Genomic DNA, 17997 nt, shown 5'->3' with positions numbered 1-17997 from the left:
AGCCGGGAAGGGATCTCTACCAGCCGGGAAGGGCAGAATGACCGCCACCGCCGAGCACGTCGAGGCCACCGTGCCGTCCGACACGCCGGGCGACGCGATGACCGCCCGGGAGCGCCTGCGACTCGTGCTCGTCCTCGGCGCGCTGATCGCGATCGGGCCGCTGACGATCGACATGTACCTGCCGGCACTGCCGGCGATCACCGCCGACTTCCAGACCGCCGAGGCGGCGGTCCAGTTGACCCTCACCGGCACCCTGGCCGGACTCGCCCTCGGCCAGCTGCTGATCGGGCCGCTCTCGGACGCGCTCGGCCGGCGTCTTCCGCTCCTCGCCGGCTTGGTGCTGCACGTGGTCGCCTCGGCGCTCTGCGTCGTCGCCCCGAACATCGGAGTGCTCGGCCTGCTGCGGGTGTTGCAGGGCCTCGGCACCGCCGCCGCGTCGGTGGTGGCGATGGCCGTGGTGCGTGACCTCTTCACCGGTACCGCCTTCGCCAGGATCTTCTCGCGTCTGATGCTGGTGATGGGTGCCGCCCCGGTGCTGGCGCCCACGCTCGGCAGCGCGGTACTGGGCTGGACGGACTGGCGCGGCGTCTTCCTCGCGCTCGGTGTCCTGGGGATCGCGCTGGTCACCCTCGCGGCGTTCAAGCTGCCCGAGACGCTGCCGGCGCACCGGCGGCGCAGGGGTGGCGTCCGCGGCACCGTGCGGATCTACCGGACGCTGTTGGGGGACCGGATCTTCGTCGGGCTCGTCCTGGTCGCCGGGCTGGCGATGGCGGCGCTCTTCGCGTACGTCTCCGGCTCGTCCTTCGTCTTCCAGGAGGAGTACGGCCTCGACGAGCGGCAGTTCGGGATCGTCTTCGGCGCCGGCGCGGTGGGGCTGATCGGAGCCTCCCAGCTCAACGTCCGGCTGCTGCGCCGGTACACCCCGCAGCGGATCCTGGTCTCCGCGCTGGCCGCCGGAGCGCTCGCCGGGCTCGCACTGCTCGGCTTCGCCGCGACCGGGTTCGGCGGGCTGCCCGCCGTGCTGGTGTCGCTCTGGGGTGTGCTCGCCGCGTCGGGACTGGCCATGCCGAACGCTCCGGCGCTGGCACTGAGCCGGCACGGTGAGGCGGCCGGCACGGCGGCGGCGCTGCTCGGCGCGATCCAGTTCGGCATCGGCGCGATCCTGGCACCACTGGTCGGTGTGCTCGGCAACGGCAGCGTGGGCATGGGTACCGTGATCTTCGCCGCCATGGTGGCGGCGCTCTCGATGCTGCTCCTGGTGGTCCGACCGGCGCGGCTCGCCGCGGCCACCCCGGAGACGGTACCGGTCGCCGCGCACTGACGGCGGCAGCGGCGAGGTGGCCGCGAGTACGGCCCGCGTCCGCCGCGCCGCCCGCCCGTCCTCCGCCCGTCCGATCCTCGTTCAAGAGGACCGGACGGGCGGCTCGGACCGGCGCCGCCGGGGCCGGGTGCCCTACGTCGCTACTTCATGGCGGCGAGCTGGATCAGGTTGCCGCAGGTGTCGTCGAGGACGGCGGTGACCACCGGCCCCAGGTCGGTGGCCTCCTGGGTGAACTCGACGCCCAGCCCCTTGAGCCGTTCGACCTCGGCGTACACGTCGTCGACGGCGAACTGGGTGAGGGGGATACCGTCGGCGACCAGGGCCTGCTTGAACGGCCCGGCCGCCGGGTGGCCGTCCGGCTCCAGCAGCAGCTCGACACCGTCCGGGTCGGCGGGAGAAACGACGGTGAGCCAGCGAGCCTCGCCGGCGGGCACGTCGGTCTTCTTGATGAACCCCAACTTCTCCGTGTAAAAGGCGAGCGCCTTGGCCTGGTCGTCGACCAACACGCTGGTGATGTTGATGCGGATCACGGGTCTGGTTCCTCTCGGTCAATGGGCCACCGCTCGACGATCGAGCGCAGCGGGGCCGTGTCGATGTGGTGGAACTTGTACCGGCCCTGCCGCCGGGTGTGCACCAGTCCGGCCAGTTCGAGCACCGCGAGGTGCTGCGAGATGGCCTGGCGTGAGGAGGCCAGGCCATGTTTCATGGTCAGCCGACCACAGATCTCGAACAGCGTCTGGCCGTCCTTGTCGATCAGCTCGTCCAGAATGGTGCGTCGCGTCGCGTCGCCGATTGCCTTGAACAGGTCGGGTTCTGCGTCCACGGACACCATCATAGGCAAGCCGGCACTTGCCTATCAACGGGCGGGCCGGACGGCTGGCCCGGACTGATCGACAGCCACCAGTGGCTGGGGTGACGCGGCGCCGGCGGTAAGGTGGTGCGCACGTCTCCGGTGGAGCGGGCCCGACCGGGCCGCCGCCGGCCGGCTGGGGCCGGTAAAGGTTCCGGCAATCACCGCCTCGCAGACAGCCCGCATTCACCGGCCGCACCTAGCCTCCCAGCGAGTTCCTGACACGAAAGAAGGACCGATGGGAATAATGAAGCGGGTCGGCATGGGCGCCGCGCTCGCCGCCCTGGCGATCACCGTGCCGGGGGTGGCCTCCGCCACCGATCGGAGCACCTGGGACCGCGCCGAGTTGCTGAGGTTCGCGGCGCTGCCGGCCGAGACCTTCGTGCCGGGCAGTGAGCCGTCCGGGTCCCTGCTCGGGGGTACGCCCAGCAACGGCGTCGTGCCGCCCTTCGCCGACCAGCCGGTGCAGGGCTTCAGCGGCGTACTCCGCAACAGCGACGGCACCTTCGACGTCCTCTCCGACAACGGGTACGGCAACAAGGCCAACAGCGCCGACTTCCTGCTCCGGATCCAGCGGATCGGTCCGGACTTCCGCTCCGGCACCGTCGACGTGCTTGGCGGGATCACCCTTACCGACCCGGACGGGAGGGTGCCGTTCCCGCTGACCCGGCCGGACCGGGTGCTCACCGGCGCCGACTTCGACGTGGAGTCGATCACCCGTACCCTCGACGGAACCTACTGGATCGGCGACGAGTTCGGGCCGTGGCTGCTGCACTTCGACCGGGCCGGCCGGCTGCTCGCGCCGCCGGTACCGCTGCCGGGGGTCTTCGCACCGGAGAACCCGACCCGGGGCGAGACCCCGGCCAACCTCGGCGGCAGCAAGGGTTTCGAGGGCATGGCGCAGTCACCGGACGGCCGCACCCTCTACCCGCTGCTGGAGGGTACGGTCGCCGGTGACGCCCCGGGCGCGTTGCGGCTGTACGAGTTCGACATCGCCCGCGCCGCGTACACCGGGCGGCGCTGGACGTACCAGCTCGACGACCCGGGCTTCGCGATCGGCGACGCGATCGCGGTCGACCGGGACCGCTTCCTCGTCATCGAGCGGGACAACGGGCAGGGTGCGACCGCGAAGGTCAAGAAGATCTACCTGGCCGACCGTCGGGACCGCAACCGCGACGGCCAGCTCGACAAGACCCTGGTCGCCGACCTGATGAACATCGCCAACCCGAAGCGGGTGGGTGGCTTCGGCCGGACCTTCACCTTCCCGTTCCAGACGATCGAGGATGTCGTCATCCTCGACGACCGCACCATCGCCGTGCTCAACGACAACAACTTCCCGTTCTCCAACGGCCGCACCCCCGGCCAGCCGGACGACAACGAGTTCATCGTGATCAAGCTGGACCACGACCTCGACTCCGACAAGCGGATCCTGCACCGCTACTGAGCTCCGGCCGGCCCCGGGGCGTCGACCGTCGCGGGGCCGGCGGGCCGGCCGGCACCACGGATCAGTCGGCCGCCGGCACTGCCGGCTTCGGCTCGCCCTGCCGTCCCGGCTCGCCCTTCCCTTCCGCGGCGCCCTTCCCTTCCGGGGCGCCCTGCGGCAGCGGCTCGCCGGTCTCCAGCAGCGTCTTGAGGCTGGAGAGCAGCTCCGACCAGCCCTCCCCGATGCTGTCCAGCAGCAGGCTGTCAGGTGCGAAGCCCTCGTGCACGACCCTCAGCCGCACTGTCCCACCCCGCGGCTCGATCTCGAAGCTGACCCTGCTCCGCGGCTCCTCGGCCAGCTTGGCCACCTCCGCCGGATCCATCTCGTACGCCTTGGCGAACTCCGGTGTGAAGCTGTGCCAGGTGAAGGACAACCGCCGGTACGGCTCCGCCTCCAGCACGACCTGGGCAGGGTCGACGATCCGGGCGCCGTTCGCCACCCAGACCATCTCCGAGCCGGGCTGCCAGTCCGTCTCGAAGGTGACCCCCCAGTACCGGCTGGTGAACGCGGGATCGGTGATCGCCTGCCAGAGGCGTTCCGGGGTGGTGTTGATGAAGGTGGTGTAGACGAATTCGTGCTCGGCCATGGGTGCCTGCTCCAATGCCCTCTTGAGGTCGGCGAGTGCGTGCACCCGCGCCCGGTCGTACTGATTGATCCAGCGGTCCGCGATGGCGTTGATCGGCTCGGCGTTGAGGTAGTGCAGCTTCTCCCGGCCGCGCCACAGCGTGGTGACGAGGTTGGCCGCCTCCAGCACCGCCAGGTGCTTGCTGACGGACTGCCGGGTCATCTCCAGTCCGGCACAGAGTTCCCGCAGGCTCTGCCCGTTGCGGGTGTTCAGGCTGTCCAGCAGTCGGCGGCGGCTGCCGTCGGCCAGCGCCTTGAACACCTCGTCCACCGCCGAATCCCCCCAACATGCAGCCCACTGGTTGCCCAAACCATAGGCAGCCATCCGGCTGCATGTCAACGACTGGTGTCCGAGACTGGTGATCGTTCGGTCGCCGCCTCCGCCGACCGGACCGGACCGGCTCGGCTCGGCTCGGCTCCGCTCGCCGATCAACCGCGGCAAGCCCCAAGGTCGTCGGGAGGCTTTGGTTCGTCGCGAACCATGAGCTGCCGTGATCTCTCGGACCGTTCCAGACGGTGGGCGCCGCGCCTCAGGAAGGGCCCGCTGCCACCCCGGAAGCGGTGAGCGGGCGCCCTTCCTTCTGGTCAGGCGGCTTGGCGGGCCTGGGTGGGATCGTCGGCAGCCAGGACCAGCCGGGCCAGGCGTTCGCAGTCGGCGTACGTACGCCCGGCCAGTGCCGCGCGCACCGGGGGCAGCGAGCGGGCCGACATGGAGAGGCTCGTCATGCCGAGGCCGGCCAGGACCGGGGCGAGCAGCGGGTCGGCCGCCGCCTCGCCACAGACCCCGACCGGCTTGCCGGCGGCCCGGCCGGCGGCACCGACCTCGGCGATCAGCCGCAACAGGGCGGGCTGCCACGGATCCAGCAGCTCGGCCAGTGCGCCGGACTGCCGGTCGGCGGCGAAGGTGTACTGGCTGAGATCGTTCGTGCCGATGCTCAGGAAGTCGACGGCCTCCAACAGCTGAGCGGCCTGCAACGCCGCCGAAGGCACCTCGATCATCACTCCGGCCTTCGGCAGCCCGACCGCGTGTACCGCGTCGGCGAACTCGGCCGCCTCGGCCCGGGTGGCGACCATCGGTGCCATCACCCAGACCTCCGCCGCCGTCTGCTCCGCCGCGCGGGCGATCGCCGCCAACTGGGTGTGCAGCAGTTCCGGCCGGTGCCGGGCCAGCCGCAGGCCGCGTACCCCGAGCGCCGGGTTGGGCTCGTCGGCCTGGTGCAGGAACGGCAGCGGCTTGTCCGCCCCGGCGTCCAGGGTGCGGATCACCACCCGGCGCCCGGTCAGACCCGCGAAAACCTGCCGGTACGCCTCGGCCTGCTCGTCCAGCGACGGCTCCCGGCTGCGGTCCAGGAAGAGCAGTTCGGTGCGGAAGAGCCCGACCCCCTCGGCCTCCTCGACCGCGGCCAGGTCCCGGGCCGAGCCGATGTTGGCGAGCAGGGCGACGGGGTGCCCGTCGGCCGTCCGGCCCGGCCCGGAGCTCGCCGCCACCGCCGCCTGCCGCTCCCGTTCGGCGGACGTGGCGGCGGTCACCTCCGCCGGGTCGACGTCCACCCGGACCTGCCCGGTCACGCCGTCGACCAGCACCGTCGTGCCGTCGGTGACGTCGCGCACCCCGGGGCAGGCGACCACCGCAGGGAGCCCGAGCGCGCGGGCAAGGATGGCGGTGTGACTGGTCGGGCCGCCCGACTCGGTGACCAGCGCGACGACCTGCTCCGGGTCCAGGTCGACGGTGTCGGCCGGCGCCAGATCCCAGGCGGTGAGCACGTAGCGGTGTCCCGGCGAGGGAACCCCGGGCATCGGCCGGCCGAGGCAGACCGCCACCGCCCGGTTGCGCAGGTCGTCGAGGTCGGCGACCCGCTCGGCGAGGTAGCCGCCGGCCGCCTCGAAGGCCGACCGGTGGGTGGCGAAGGCGGCGTCGATGGCGTGCGGCCCGTCCGCCCCGGACAGCACGCTGTCGCGTACGGCGTCCAGCAGCACCGGGTCCTCGGCCATCATCGCCTGGGCGCGGAGCACATCGACCAGGGTCTTCTCGCCCGAACGGTCGGCCCGGCGGGTCAGCTCGGATACCACCTCGCGCAGCGCCGCCACCGCCCGGTCGGCCTCGGCGGACGGGTCGGCCACCGGCACCGGCTCGGGCAGCGCCGGCACCCCGGCGACCCGGAGCACCGGCCCACCCGCGAGCCCCGGGCTGACCCCGATCCCGTGCAGCACACCGCTGCCCGCAGACCGTGCACCGCCGCTTGCGGACTGGAGGTCGCCGCCCGCGGACTGGGGCACGGCGCTCGCGGACTGCTGGCCGGCCGGCTCAGGCATCGGCCGGCTCCTCCGCGTCGAGGTCCCGGGCGAGCAGGTCGGCCAGGTCGTCCAGGGCCGCCTCGGCGCCCTCTCCGTCGGCCTCCAGCACCACCTCGGTGCCCTGCTTGGCGCCGAGGGAAAGCACCGAGAGCATGCTGTTGGCCGGCACCGCCCGCTTCTCGCCGGTCCGGATGGTCACCGGGACCGGTGCGGCCCCGGCCGCCGCGACGAAGAGCGCCGCCGGGCGGGCGTGCAGGCCACTGGCGGAACCGACGGTCACCGTACGCGTAGCCATGATGGCCTCCCTCACAGGAGTCGAGTCGGTCTTGGGGATTCGTGGTCTCAGGGTTCGATCGTGACCTTGATGGCCTCGCCCCGGGCGACCACGCCGAAGGCGTCGATCGCCCCGTCCAGCGGAAGCCGGTGGGTGATCAGGTCCGACACCGGCACCGCCCCACCGGCGATCAGGCGGAGCGCCTCGGCGTTGTGTGCCGGGCTGGAACCGTTGGCACCGACGATTGTCAGCTCCCGGTAGTGCACCAGGTTGGAGTCGAGCGAGATGATCGGCTTGTCCTTGGGCAGGCCGCCGAAGAAGCTGATCCGACCCTGCCGGGCGGCCATCTGCACCGCCTGCTCCTGGGCCGCGCCCGAGGCCGCCGCCGTGATGATCACGTCGGCACCCCGCCCGTCGGTCAGCTTCAGCACCTCGTCGATCGGGTCGACCTCGGCGCCGCAGATCGCCGCGTCCGGACGCACCAGCGCGGCGGCCATCTCCAGGCGCTCCCGGTTGAGCTCGACCAGGAAGACCCGGGCGGCGCCCCGGGCCCGGGCCAGCCGGACGTGCAGGCAGCCGATCGGGCCGGAGCCGATCACCACCACGTCGTCGCCGTCGCCGACCCTCGCCAGCTCCTGCCCGTTGAGCACGCAGGCCAGCGGCTCGGCCACCGACGCCTCGGCGAAACCGAGCCCGTCCGGGATCCGGTTGAGCCCGTCCACCGCGAGCACCTTGGCCGGTACGACCAGATACTGCGCGAAGCCGCCCTCGTAGTGGTAGCCCATCGACTCCTGGTTGGGGCAGACGGTCATCCGGCCCCGCCGGCACTCGGCGCATTGTCCGCACGGGATCGCGGCGATCACCTGCACCCGGTCACCGGTCGCCCAGCCGGTCACGTCGGCACCGGCCTCCACCACCTCACCGGCGATCTCGTGCCCCATCACCCGGGGCGGGTGGATGTGGTGGTGCCCGAACTTCGAGATTTTGACGTCGGTGCCGCAGGTGGAGCAGTTGCGTACCCGGATCTTGACGTCGCCGGGGCCCGGGGTGGGCTCGGGAACGTCGGAGATGCGTACGTCGCCGGGAGCGTGGAATCGAACGGCCTTCATGACGTGCTGTCCTCCCGTGCCGGCGCGAGCAGCGCCAGCACGTCGTCGGGGTCGGTGGCCTCGCGCAGCGCGCGGGCCCGGTCGGTGTCGAGCAGGATCTCGGCGAGGCTGGCCAGCAGCTCGACGTGGCCGTCGCCGCGAGCGGCGATCGCCACGCAGACGGTGACCGGCTGGCCGCCCCAGTCCACCCCGGCAGGAAACCGGAGCACCGCGAGCGCGTCGTGGTGCACCAGGTCCTTGCCGGCGAGGGTGCCGTGCGGAATCGCCACCCCCTCGCCGATGTAGGTGGAGACCGAGCGCTCCCGGGCGAGCATGGTCTGGACGTACTCCGAGTGCACCGCGCCGATGTCGGCCAGGACCTCGCCGCAGCGCCGGATCGCCTCGTCACGGTCGGCGGCCACCTCGGTCAGCCGGATCGCCCGCCGGTCGAGCAGGTCGCCGGTCAGTTCAGCCACTGACCTCACCGCCGGACTCGATCGCCCTGACCACGGCGGTCACCGCCGGATCGCCGAGAAAGACCTGGAACGGTACGACGACCTTGCCGGGCGCGGCGGCGCGGGCGCGCGCGGCGAGCCCGTTGTGTGTGATCACCACGTCGGCGTCGCCCGGGATCGAGTTGACCGGCGTGTGCTCCACGGTGACCGAGAACTTCTTGAGCTGCTTGCGAAGTTGGCTGGCGAGCATGACACTGCTGCCCATCCCGGCGTCGCAGGCAACCACGACCTTGTGGATGTCCTTACCGTTGATGCTGCCCATGGCAGTACCCCTTCCGTTCGTACGGTGGTCTGGTCAGCCCTCGGCCGTCGCGGATCGGGCGACTGCCGGGCTGGACTCACGGTCCCGCTCCGCCGCCGGGTCCCGCTCCGCCGCCGGGTCCTCCGGCTCGGCGGGGGCGGCGGCCTCGTCCTCCGACTCCCCGTTGAGCTTGCCGAAGCCGAGCAGCGCCGAGGCGACCACGAAGGAGACCCCGGTGGCGATCAGCACGCCCAGCAGCATGCCGAACCAGCCGCCCCGCGGGGTGACCGCCGCGTAGGCGAAGATGCTGCCCGGTGAGGGGGTGGCGACCAGCCCGGCGCCGGTGACCATGAAGGTGCCGACCCCGGCGGCCCCGCCGGCGATGGTGGCGAGGATCAGCCGCGGCTTCATCAGCACGTACGGGAAGTAGATCTCGTGGATGCCGCCGAGGAAGTGGATGATGCCGGCCGCCGGCACGCTCGGCCGCAGCGAGCGCGGCCCGAAGAGGAAGAAGGCCAGCAGCAGGCCGAGCCCCGGACCGGGGTTCGACTCGATCATGAACAGAATCGACTTGCCGGTCTCCTGCGCCTGCTGGACAGCGAGCGGCGAGAGTACGCCGTGGTTGATCGCGTTGTTCAGGAAGAGCACCTTGGCCGGCTCGACCAGTATGGAGGCGACCGGCAGCAGGTTCTGCCCGATCAGCCAGTCCACCCCGTTGCCGGCCCATTCGGTGAGCCGGCCCACCACCGGGCCGGCGAACCAGACCGCGAAGAGGGCCATCGCGCCGCCGATGATGCCGGCGGAGAAGTTGTCCACCAGCATCTCGAAGCCGGGACGGATCCGGTCCTTCACCAGGTTGTCGAAGAGCTTCAGCAGGTAGGCGGTGAGCGGTGCGATGATCATCGCGCCCAGGAACATCGGGATGTCCGCAGCCACGATCATGCCGACCGTGGCGACCGCGCCGACGACCGCACCGCGCTGCCCGTGCACGATCCGGCCGCCGGTGTAGCCGATCAGGATCGGCAGCAGACTGAGAATCATCGGGCCGACCAGCTCGGCGAAGCGCTCGTTCGGCAGCCAGCCGGTCGGGATGAAGAACGCCGTGATCAGGCCCCAGGCGATGAACGCCCCGATGTTGGGCATGACCATTCCGGCCAGGTGACCACCGATTCGCTGGACCCGGGCTCTGAAGCCGGTGCCCTGGACCTCCGGTGTGTACGACACGGCCATGAGGGGGACTCCTTCGAGATATGGTCCGCGTTATCGAACGCGGCCGGGTTCGGGTCTCGTCTGTCGGCTCCGGGGGTCGGCCGACGTCCGGAGGACGGTTGTTGGCATGACCGGCTCACCCCTGCGGCAGCAACGGCCGGACCAGGTCCGGCCGCGGGTGGAGTCGGACGCTGTTCCGGAGCAGGTCGCCGGGGCCGGGCATCCGGCTGCCGGGCAGGCTGACCGCCGCCGCGCCCCAGGCGAGGCCCTCGGCGAGGGCGTCCGGCCCGCGCGCACCGGCGGCCAGGAAGCCGGCCAGCAGGGCGTCCCCCGCCCCGACCGTGCTCTTCGGTTGTGTCACCGGTGACTCGCCGGTGACGACGCCGTCGGCGTCGACCAGCACCGCACCGTCGGCACCGAGGCTGGCCAGTACCGCACCGGCGCCCCAGCTCCGGACCTGGCTGGCGGCGTCGACCACGTCGCCGAGGGAGCGCAGCGGGCCGCCGACCGTCTCGGCCAACTCCTCCCGGTTCGGCTTGACCAGCGCGACGCCAGCCTCGACCGCGGCCCGCAGCGCCGGCCCACTGGTGTCGACCGCGAGTCGCACCCCCGCGCCGACCAGCAGGGCGCAGAGGTCGCCGAAGGCCGCCACCGGCAGACCCGGCGGCAGGGTGCCGGCGGCCACCACCCAGTCGGCGGAACTCGCCGCCGCCAGTACCGCCGCGGTGACCTCGGTGAACTCCGGCCCGGTCAGGACCGGACCGGACTCGTTGATCTTCGTTACCGTGCCGTCCGGCTCGGCGAGGGTGATGTTCGAGCGGGTGCGGCCGGCGATCGGCACCGCCAGCAGGTCGACGCCCTCGCCGCCCAGCAGCCGGACGAGTTGGGTGCCCTCCTCGCCGCCGACCGGCAGTACCGCCCGGGACGGCACGCCGTTGGCCAGCAGCGCCCGGGAGACGTTGACCCCCTTACCACCGGGATCGAGGTGTGCGGAGTCGGCCCGGATCACCGCGCCACGGGCCAGCCGGTCGATCTGCATCGCCCGGTCCAGGCTCGGATTCAGCGTGACGGTCAGGATCATGCCCGCACCACCCGTACGCCGGCGGCCTCCACGTCGTCGGCCAGTTCCTCGTCCACCCCGCTGTCCGTGATCAGCAGGTCGAGGTCGCCGACGGTGCCGAACCGGGCCAGGTAGTCGTTGCCGATCTTCGTGTGGTCGGCGAGCAGCACGACCCGGCGGGCGGCGCCGATCATCGCCCGCTTCACCGCCGCCTCGGCCGGATCCGGGGTGGTCATGCCGCGCTCGACCGAGCAGCCGTTGGTGCCCATGAAGGCGACGTCGACGTAGAGCTCGGCAAGGGGGCGCAGCGCCCAGTCGTCCACAGTGGCCAGCGTCTTGCCGCGCAGCCGGCCGCCGAGGAGCAGCACCGTGAGGTTGGGCTTGAGCCCGAGCGCCGAGGCCAGCACCGGCGAGTTGACCACGACCGTCAGCTCGCGGTCGGAGGGAAGGAGCTGGGCCAGCCGGGCGGTGGTGGTGCCGGCGTCGAGGATGACGGCACCCTCGTCGGGCAACTCGGCCAGCGCCGCCTTGGCGATCCGCTCCTTCTCGTTGATCAGTACGGCGTCCCGGGCGGCGAGTGCCGGCTCGAAGCCGATCCGCTCGACCGGGATCGCCCCGCCGTGCACCCGGCGGAGCACGCCGGCCCGCTCCAGCACGGTGAGGTCCCGACGGATCGTCTCCGCCGTCACGTTCATGCCCTCGGCCAGCGCCATGACGTCGACCCGACCCGCCTCCCGGGCCAGCCGCAGGATCTCCTGCTGACGTTCCTCGGCGTACATCTCGTGAGATCTCCCACCCGATCGCTTTTGCTTCATTTCTGTTTACGCCCGTTCCTGTGGCTCGTCAACATCTGGCCGTAACAGTTTGGTCATCTGATCGATGCGATTAGCATGATCCACAACATTTCGCCCGCGCTGCCACCGGCCGTGCGCCGGAAGTCGGCCAGAGAGCGCGGGAAAATCTCGGACGTTACGATCCGGATCGAAACAGACACCCAACTCCGATTGTGTGGGTTTTCCGCCTGCACCGCACCCGCTCCCAGACGGCCGGTCCGGCACGGTTTCCGGGTCCGGCCGGGAGGTCGGGCCGTGCGTGAGATCATCGAGATCCATGTCGCCGTGCGGCGGTGTCCGGGGTGGTGAAAGGCTTGCGGGTATGAGTTCCGACAGCGCACCACCCGCTCCACCGGCTGACCACCGCCCGGACGACCCCGACGCCGACGCCGACACCTTCGCCGACCTCGGGCTACGGACCGAGCTCCTGGACGCGCTCGGCACGCTCGGCTACGAGGAGCCGACCGCCATCCAGCGGGCCGCCATCCCGCCCCTGCTGGCCGGTCGCGACCTGCTCGGCCAGGCGGCGACCGGGACCGGCAAGACCGCCGCCTTCGCGCTGCCGTTGCTGCACCGGCTACCGCCGGACCGAAGCTCAGGGGCACCGCAGGCGCTGATCCTGGTGCCCACGCGCGAGCTGGCCGTCCAGGTCTCCGAGGCCATCCACCGGTACGGCCGCGACCTCGGCGTACGGGTTCTGCCGATCTACGGTGGGCAGCCGATCGCCCGGCAACTGCGGGCGCTGGACGGCGGGGTGGACGTCGTGGTGGCCACTCCGGGGCGGGCGCTCGACCACATCGCCCGGGACACCCTGCGGCTGGACGGCCTCGACACGGTGGTGCTGGACGAGGCGGACGAAATGCTCGACATGGGCTTCGCCGAGGACATCGAGGCGATCCTGCAGCACGTGCCCGAGCAGCGGCAGACGGTGCTCTTCTCCGCGACGATGCCGGCCCGGATCGACGGCCTGGCCCGGCAGTACCTGCGGGACCCGGCCCGAATCGAGATCGGCCGGCAGCCCACCCCCACCGGCACCGGCCCACTGGTCCGGCAGACCGCCTACGTCGTCGCCCGGGCACACAAACCGGCGGCGCTCGGCCGGGTACTCGACGTCGAGGCACCGACCGCGGCGATCGTCTTCTGCCGCAGCCGGGAGGAGGTCGACCGGCTCACCGAGACGATGAACGGGCGCGGCTACCGGGCCGAGGCACTGCACGGCGGAATGACCCAGGAACAGCGGGACCGGGTCATGGGGCGGCTCCGGGCCGGCACCGCCGACCTGCTGGTCGCCACCGACGTTGCCGCCCGGGGACTGGACATCGAGCAGCTCACGCACGTGGTCAACTACGACGTGCCGTCCGCTCCGGAGTCGTATGTGCACCGGATCGGGCGGGTCGGCCGGGCCGGCCGGCAGGGAGTGGCGATCACCCTGGCCGAGCCCCGCGAGCACCGGATGCTCAAGACCATCGAGCGAACCACCGGGCAGCGGATCTCGATCGGCACGATCCCGACCGTGGCTGACCTACGTACCCGACGGCTGGAGATGACCCGGGCGGCGCTGCACGAGAGCCTGCTGGAGGACGACCTCGAACCGTACCGGGTGATCGTGGAGACCCTCACCGACGAGTTCGACGTCATGGAGGTGGCGCTGGCGGCGGTGAGGCTGGCTCACGAGTCGGCCGGCGGCCCGGTCGACGAGGAGGAGGACATCCCGCAGGTCACGTTCCGGGCCGACCGGGACGGCCGGCCCCGGCGCGACGGCGGTCGGGACAGCGCTCGGGACGGTCGCCGGGACGACCGGCGCGGCGGCCGGCCCCGCTCCGCGGAGATGGCCTGCCTCTTCATCGGCGTGGGCCGCCGGGCCGGCATCCGCCCGCAGGACCTGGTCGGGGCGATCACCGGCGAGACCCCGCTCAGCGGTCGGGAGATCGGCTCGATCGAGATCGCCGACCGGTTCTCCCTGGTGGAGGTGCCGAGGTCCGCGGCGTCCGAGGTGATCAGCCGGCTGCGGCAGAGCACCATCAAGGGCCGCCGGGCGACCGTACGCCGGGACCGGGAGGGCGGCCAGGACGACCGTAACGGCTGAGCCAGGTCAGCTGAGGGCCGGCCCGCCCACCCCCGCCGTCGCACTCGGTAATCCAGGCCGGTTCCAGAAATGGCGGCACACCGATTGCTACCGTTTGCCGACCCGGCTGGAGCTTCGCCGACCTGCGGAACGAGGGGGTGACCCGGCGAATTGTCCGAAGTCGACCACGCCGCCGATCCGCAGCCCGCGCGGGTGTCGGTCATCGTCCCGAACTACAACAAGGAAAAGACTCTCCGGGCCTGCCTGGCAGCGGTCTACGCGCAGACGCTGCCGCCGGCCGAGGTGATCGTCGTCGACGACGCGAGTACGGACCGGTCCCGGCAGATCGCCGCCGGGTTTCCCTGCACCGTGCTGCCGTTCGCGGTGAACCGGGGCGTCTCCGCGGCCCGTAACGCCGGTGCCGCCCGGGCCGGCGGCGACGTGCTCTTCTTCGTCGACTCGGATATCGCGCTGGCCCCGGACGCCCTGGCCGGTGCGGTCGCGGAACTGCGGGCGCATCCCGGCTGCGGCGTGGTGCAGGGCATCTACGACCTGGAGCCGCTCTTTCCGGACGGTCCGGTGGAGTCCTACAAGACGCTTTTCGAGCACTTCTGGCGGCGTCGGGCCGTCGGGGTCACCGCCACCACCATGTTCGCGCTCACCGCTCTTCCCCGCTCCGTCTTCGACCTGGTCGGCGGCTTCGACGAGCGGCTGCGCGACGCCGAGGACATCGAGTTCGGCACCCGGCTTCCGGCGTCGTACGAGATCCGCACCAGCGATCGTGTGGTGGGGCGGCACGACGACGTGGACCGGCTCTGGCCGTACCTGTCGGAGCTGTTCCGCCGCGCCCGGACGTACGCCGGGGCGGTTGTGGCGGCCCGATGGACAGCCGAACCGGCCAGACCGACGACGGCCGGACCGGAAGCGGCCGGACCGGAAGCGGCTACGGCGGAGGTGGCCCGCGCGGAACCGGCGGTGCGGCGGGCGCCGCACCGGATCGACCTCGGCTCGGTCGCGGGGCTACTCGGCAGCGCGCTCACGGTGGTCGGCCTACCGCTCGCCGCCTGGTCCCCCTGGCTGCTGCTGGTCCTCCCGGTTCCGCTGGCGGTCTTCCTCGTCGCCGACCGGGCGCTGCTCGGGTTCGCGCTGCAACAGCGCGGGCCGGGCTTTCTGCTCTTCGCCACCGCGATGCGGTTCCTGACCCACCTGGCCGAGTTCGCCGGACTGACGCTCGGCCTGGCGCGGGCGCTGCTCCGACCTCCCCGGCGGACCGCCGGGGTCGGTTGGCTGGCCCCGGAGTCGAGCCGGTGAACCCCCCGACCGGCCCCGGCCATCCGGACCCAGGCCCGCCCGCAGAGGCGCGGCCCGGACCCGAGGAGACGCGACCGGGAACCGAGAAGACGCGGCCCGGAACCGAGAAGACGCGGCCCGGAACCGAGAAGACGCGGCCCGGAACCGAGAAGACGCGGCCCGGAACCGAGAAGACGCGGCCCGGAACCGACGAGGCCGGAACCGAAAAGGCGCGGTCCGGGGCCGGGACGCGGCGTGGCTGGTGGCACCGGCTCAACCAACTGCTGGTCGCGGCCTTCGTGGTGGGGCTGGCGGCCGGTCTGGTCCTGTTCCTGCGGGACCAGGACTGGACCCCGCTCCGGTCGCTCGCGCAGCGGCTCGATCCGCTCCAGGTCACGCTGGTGCTGGGCGGCGCCCTGTTGATCAACTCGGTCGGGCTGCTGCTCGGATACCACTCCTGGCAGGCACTCTTCGCCGACCTGGGTGCGGCGGTCGACCGGTGGACCGCCGCCCGGCTCTTCTTCGTCGGGTTCCTGGCCAAATTCGTGCCCGGCCGGTTCATCGCGCTGCCGGTGCTGCTCCGGATGGGCCGGGAGATCGACGTCGGCGCGGTCCGGCTGGCCGGCGTCTTCCTGCTCAGCTGGGCCGTCGTCGCGCTGACCGGGATGACCGTCGGCCTCGCGGCCGGGCCCGCCATGCTGGGCGGCGCGACCGGCTGGCTGCTGCTCGCCGTGCTGCCGCTGGTCGCCCTCTTCGTCCAGCCTGACCTGCTCAACCGGGGGCTCGCCGGCTCCGCGAGGCTGCTCCGCAGGCCACCGCCGCAGGCCACCGCCTCTCGGGCCGGGATCCGGCGGGCCATCACCAGCCAATCGCTCTCCTGGCTGATCTCCGGACACCACCTCTGGCTGCTGGCCGTGACCGCCGGTGCCCCGCCGGCCCGCTCCTATCTGGTCTGCGTGGCCGGGTTCGCCGCCGCGACCGTGGCCGGGCTGCTGGTCATGGTCGCCCCGGACGGACTGGGCGTCCGGGAGGCGGTACTGATGGTCGGACTGGCCACCGTGATGCCGGTGCCGGTCGCCGCCCCGGTGGTGCTGACCAGCCGGCTGGTCTGCGCGCTCAGCGAGGTGACGGTCGGCACGGGCGGGCTGCTCCTCGCCCAGTATCTGCACCGGCGCCGGCACGGCCTGCGCCGCAGCCCCGATCCCGCGTTGACCGGCTGAGCCGGCGAACCGGCGCCGCCACCGCTCCGCTACCTCCCTCCCGGAACGCCGGGACCCGTTCCCATCCCCAGAGAGAAGTCGGTGACACCATGTCGAATGCGTTCTTCCGTACGGTGGCACGTCTGATCCGGGTCCCCGTGCGGGTACTGATCCGCGCCAACCCCAGGATGAACGCCGCCTGGTGGAACACCCAGTACGCGTTGGGATTCTGGCGCTACCTCGACGACATGTCCGACGGAGGTATGCCGCTGTCACTGATCGAGACCTGGGCGCCCCGGCCGACGATCCTGGACCTCGGCTGCGGCACGAGTGCCAACCTGCCGCTGATGCCGGGCCGCTACCGCCACTACCACGGCGTCGACCTCAGCTCCCGGGCGATCGAGGCGGCCCGGGCGCTCGCCCGGCCAGACACCTCGTTCGAGGTCGCCGACATCCGCACCTTCGACACGGCGCGGCGCTACGACGCGATCCTGCTCCGCGAGGTCATCTACTACCTGACGGAGGGCGAGTCCGCCCGGTTGTTGGGCCGGCTGCCGGCGATGCTCACGCCCCGGGGCCGGATCGTGGTGCAGATCTACGACGTTGCCGGGGCGGAGGCGTTCGTCCGGGTCATCCGGTCCTGTGGCCTCTCGGTCACCGAGGAGGTCCCCGCGCGCCTCGGGGACAGCCCTCGGGGTGCCTTCTTCGTCCTCAGCGGCCGAGCCGTCGGCGACCACGGGACCGGCAAGGGCCCGGCGGAGACCGGGCCGACGGTGGGCCGGACACGCGGCGGGTCCGCGGGACCGGACCGCGGCGGGGTCAGGCCGGGACCCGGCGCTCCCACCACGGCCGCACCGTGACCGGCTCGCTGCGCAGCAGCCGCCGGTGCAGGTCCTGCAGCCGGTGCCCCGGTTCCACCCCGAGCCGGTCGGCGAGGGTGACCCGGGCGTCCTCGAAGGCGGTGAGCGCCTCGGCCCGCCGCGAGGTCTGACCGAGCACGATCAGCAGGAGTTCCCAGAGCCGCTCCCGCATCGGCTGTTCGGCGAGCATGCAGCGCAGCTCGGAAACGAGGTTCTCGACGTCGCCGAGGAGCAGCCGCACGCCGGTTGCCTCCTCCACCGCGTCCTGACGCAGCTCGGTGAGGCGGATCCGTTCCGCCTCGGCGAGCGGCCCGGTCGCCTCCTGCAGGGCCAGGCCGGACCAGCGGGCCAGCGCCTGCTGGAAGCAGTCGAGCGCCCGGGTGAGCTCGCCCTTGGCCCGGGCCGTCCGGGCCACCCGGACGTCGTACTCGAACCGGTTGACGTCGACCGCGGCCGGCGGCAGGTCGAGAGTGTAGCCGGGCCGGGTCGAGCGGAGCACCCGGGCCAGCGCCGGTGGCCGGCCGGGATGCTCCAGCACCCGGCGGAGCCGGCCGATGTAGGTGTGCACCATGTTCTCCACCGAGTCGGGCCGGCGCCCGTTCCAGATCGCGTCGACGATCTGCGGAACCGACATCACCATCCCGCAGCGCAGCGCCAGCACGGCGAGAACCTCCCGCTGCCGGGGCGTACCCAGATAGAGGTTGGTACCGTCCCGCTCGGCCCTGATCGGCCCCAGGAGCAGGATCGTCAGGTCGTCGTCTTCCGACATCTCGTTCCCCCTAGACAGGCA

At 72.2% G+C, this 17997-nt stretch carries 18 protein-coding genes; 6 read left to right on the top strand and 12 right to left on the bottom strand.

What is annotated here, in order from left to right:
• The first annotated feature begins 97 nt into the window (after positions 1-97).
• Positions 98-1321, top strand: coding sequence for a multidrug effflux MFS transporter (locus ACN28C_RS19835; RefSeq protein WP_422774742.1), 1224 nt, complete (start codon positions 98-100; stop codon positions 1319-1321).
• A 140-nt stretch (positions 1322-1461) separates the two neighbouring features.
• Here ACN28C_RS19835 and ACN28C_RS19830 read toward each other — a convergent pair whose 3' ends face one another.
• Positions 1462-1848, bottom strand: coding sequence for a VOC family protein (locus tag ACN28C_RS19830; RefSeq protein ID WP_422774741.1), 387 nt, complete (start codon positions 1846-1848; stop codon positions 1462-1464).
• On the bottom strand, positions 1848-2153 hold the full coding sequence (locus ACN28C_RS19825) for an ArsR/SmtB family transcription factor (RefSeq protein WP_422774740.1): 306 nt from the start codon (positions 2151-2153) through the stop codon (positions 1848-1850). The genes ACN28C_RS19830 and ACN28C_RS19825 overlap by 1 nt, the downstream gene beginning before the upstream one ends.
• Positions 2154-2409: 256 nt before the next feature.
• Between ACN28C_RS19825 and ACN28C_RS19820 the strand changes: the two genes are divergently transcribed.
• Positions 2410-3615: an esterase-like activity of phytase family protein gene (locus ACN28C_RS19820; protein ID WP_422769027.1), complete on the top strand. Its 1206-nt coding sequence runs from the start codon at positions 2410-2412 to the stop codon at positions 3613-3615.
• 61 nt (positions 3616-3676) lie between these two features.
• Here the strand turns inward: ACN28C_RS19820 and ACN28C_RS19815 are convergent, their stop codons facing one another.
• The 9 genes from ACN28C_RS19815 to ACN28C_RS19775 all read right to left on the bottom strand — a co-directional run bounded on the left by ACN28C_RS19815 (position 3677) and on the right by ACN28C_RS19775 (position 11739).
• Positions 3677-4549 carry an ArsR/SmtB family transcription factor gene (locus tag ACN28C_RS19815; RefSeq protein WP_422769026.1) on the bottom strand — a complete coding sequence of 291 codons (873 nt, stop codon included), beginning with the start codon at positions 4547-4549 and terminating at the stop codon, positions 3677-3679.
• A gap of 314 nt (positions 4550-4863) precedes the next feature.
• A complete protein-coding gene (gene ptsP / locus ACN28C_RS19810) occupies positions 4864-6591 on the bottom strand; it encodes a phosphoenolpyruvate--protein phosphotransferase (RefSeq protein WP_422769025.1) in 1728 nt (575 codons plus the stop codon).
• Positions 6584-6868, bottom strand: coding sequence for an HPr family phosphocarrier protein (locus tag ACN28C_RS19805; RefSeq protein ID WP_422769024.1), 285 nt, complete (start codon positions 6866-6868; stop codon positions 6584-6586). The genes ptsP and ACN28C_RS19805 overlap by 8 nt, the downstream gene beginning before the upstream one ends.
• A gap of 47 nt (positions 6869-6915) precedes the next feature.
• Positions 6916-7956, bottom strand: a complete 1041-nt coding sequence (locus tag ACN28C_RS19800; protein WP_422769023.1) for a zinc-dependent dehydrogenase — start codon at positions 7954-7956, stop codon at positions 6916-6918.
• Positions 7953-8402 (bottom strand): PTS sugar transporter subunit IIA, encoded by a 450-nt coding sequence (locus ACN28C_RS19795; RefSeq protein WP_422774739.1) that lies wholly within the window; start codon positions 8400-8402, stop codon positions 7953-7955. The genes ACN28C_RS19800 and ACN28C_RS19795 overlap by 4 nt, the downstream gene beginning before the upstream one ends.
• A gap of 1 nt (position 8403) precedes the next feature.
• The gene (locus tag ACN28C_RS19790; protein ID WP_422769022.1) at positions 8404-8712 is read right to left on the bottom strand and encodes a PTS lactose transporter subunit IIB; all 309 of its coding nucleotides are present in this window, start codon (positions 8710-8712) and stop codon (positions 8404-8406) included.
• Between the two features lie 33 nt (positions 8713-8745).
• Complete coding sequence (gene mtlA / locus ACN28C_RS19785) at positions 8746-9921, bottom strand: mannitol-specific PTS transporter subunit IIC (protein ID WP_422769021.1); 1176 nt, start codon at positions 9919-9921, stop codon at positions 8746-8748.
• Between the two features lie 115 nt (positions 9922-10036).
• A complete protein-coding gene (gene pfkB / locus ACN28C_RS19780) occupies positions 10037-10981 on the bottom strand; it encodes a 1-phosphofructokinase (protein WP_422769020.1) in 945 nt (314 codons plus the stop codon).
• On the bottom strand, positions 10978-11739 hold the full coding sequence (locus tag ACN28C_RS19775; protein ID WP_422769019.1) for a DeoR/GlpR family DNA-binding transcription regulator: 762 nt from the start codon (positions 11737-11739) through the stop codon (positions 10978-10980). The genes pfkB and ACN28C_RS19775 overlap by 4 nt, the downstream gene beginning before the upstream one ends.
• 376 nt (positions 11740-12115) lie before the next feature.
• Between ACN28C_RS19775 and ACN28C_RS19770 the strand changes: the two genes are divergently transcribed.
• The 4 genes from ACN28C_RS19770 to ACN28C_RS19755 all read left to right on the top strand — a co-directional run bounded on the left by ACN28C_RS19770 (position 12116) and on the right by ACN28C_RS19755 (position 17207).
• Positions 12116-13879 (top strand): DEAD/DEAH box helicase, encoded by a 1764-nt coding sequence (locus ACN28C_RS19770; RefSeq protein ID WP_422769018.1) that lies wholly within the window; start codon positions 12116-12118, stop codon positions 13877-13879.
• 150 nt (positions 13880-14029) lie between these two features.
• On the top strand, positions 14030-15169 hold the full coding sequence (locus tag ACN28C_RS19765) for a glycosyltransferase family 2 protein (RefSeq protein ID WP_422769017.1): 1140 nt from the start codon (positions 14030-14032) through the stop codon (positions 15167-15169).
• 278 nt (positions 15170-15447) lie between these two features.
• On the top strand, positions 15448-16368 hold the full coding sequence (locus tag ACN28C_RS19760) for a lysylphosphatidylglycerol synthase domain-containing protein (protein WP_422769016.1): 921 nt from the start codon (positions 15448-15450) through the stop codon (positions 16366-16368).
• A gap of 89 nt (positions 16369-16457) precedes the next feature.
• On the top strand, positions 16458-17207 hold the full coding sequence (locus ACN28C_RS19755) for a class I SAM-dependent methyltransferase (protein ID WP_422769015.1): 750 nt from the start codon (positions 16458-16460) through the stop codon (positions 17205-17207).
• On the opposite strand, the gene ACN28C_RS19750 is transcribed toward ACN28C_RS19755, so the two are convergent.
• A complete protein-coding gene (locus ACN28C_RS19750; RefSeq protein ID WP_421493406.1) occupies positions 17167-17976 on the bottom strand; it encodes an AfsR/SARP family transcriptional regulator in 810 nt (269 codons plus the stop codon). The genes ACN28C_RS19755 and ACN28C_RS19750 overlap by 41 nt on opposite strands.
• Between the last annotated feature and the right edge of the window lie 21 nt (positions 17977-17997).

Source organism: Plantactinospora sp. WMMC1484, assembly GCF_049315195.1.
In the GTDB taxonomy this organism is placed as follows: Bacteria; Actinomycetota; Actinomycetes; order Mycobacteriales; family Micromonosporaceae; genus Plantactinospora.
The sequence above is the reverse complement of the archived record's forward strand: the minus strand, read 5'-3'. Positions and strand labels throughout refer to the sequence as shown.

Excerpts from the sequence above, each read along its gene's own strand:
- ACN28C_RS19750 (WP_421493406.1), bottom strand. The coding sequence starts at position 17,976 with ATGTCGGAAGACGACGACCTGACGATCCTGCTCCTGGGGCCGATCAGG.
- pfkB (WP_422769020.1), bottom strand. The coding sequence starts at position 10,981 with ATGATCCTGACCGTCACGCTGAATCCGAGCCTGGACCGGGCGATGCAG.
- ACN28C_RS19775 (WP_422769019.1), bottom strand. The coding sequence starts at position 11,739 with ATGTACGCCGAGGAACGTCAGCAGGAGATCCTGCGGCTGGCCCGGGAG.
- mtlA (WP_422769021.1), bottom strand. The coding sequence starts at position 9,921 with ATGGCCGTGTCGTACACACCGGAGGTCCAGGGCACCGGCTTCAGAGCC.
- ACN28C_RS19820 (WP_422769027.1), top strand. The coding sequence starts at position 2,410 with ATGGGAATAATGAAGCGGGTCGGCATGGGCGCCGCGCTCGCCGCCCTG.
- ACN28C_RS19835 (WP_422774742.1), top strand. The coding sequence starts at position 98 with ATGACCGCCCGGGAGCGCCTGCGACTCGTGCTCGTCCTCGGCGCGCTG.
- ACN28C_RS19755 (WP_422769015.1), top strand. The coding sequence starts at position 16,458 with ATGTCGAATGCGTTCTTCCGTACGGTGGCACGTCTGATCCGGGTCCCC.
- ACN28C_RS19790 (WP_422769022.1), bottom strand. The coding sequence starts at position 8,712 with ATGGGCAGCATCAACGGTAAGGACATCCACAAGGTCGTGGTTGCCTGC.
- ptsP (WP_422769025.1), bottom strand. The coding sequence starts at position 6,591 with ATGCCTGAGCCGGCCGGCCAGCAGTCCGCGAGCGCCGTGCCCCAGTCC.
- ACN28C_RS19805 (WP_422769024.1), bottom strand. The coding sequence starts at position 6,868 with ATGGCTACGCGTACGGTGACCGTCGGTTCCGCCAGTGGCCTGCACGCC.
- ACN28C_RS19770 (WP_422769018.1), top strand. The coding sequence starts at position 12,116 with ATGAGTTCCGACAGCGCACCACCCGCTCCACCGGCTGACCACCGCCCG.
- ACN28C_RS19825 (WP_422774740.1), bottom strand. The coding sequence starts at position 2,153 with ATGGTGTCCGTGGACGCAGAACCCGACCTGTTCAAGGCAATCGGCGAC.
- ACN28C_RS19800 (WP_422769023.1), bottom strand. The coding sequence starts at position 7,956 with ATGAAGGCCGTTCGATTCCACGCTCCCGGCGACGTACGCATCTCCGAC.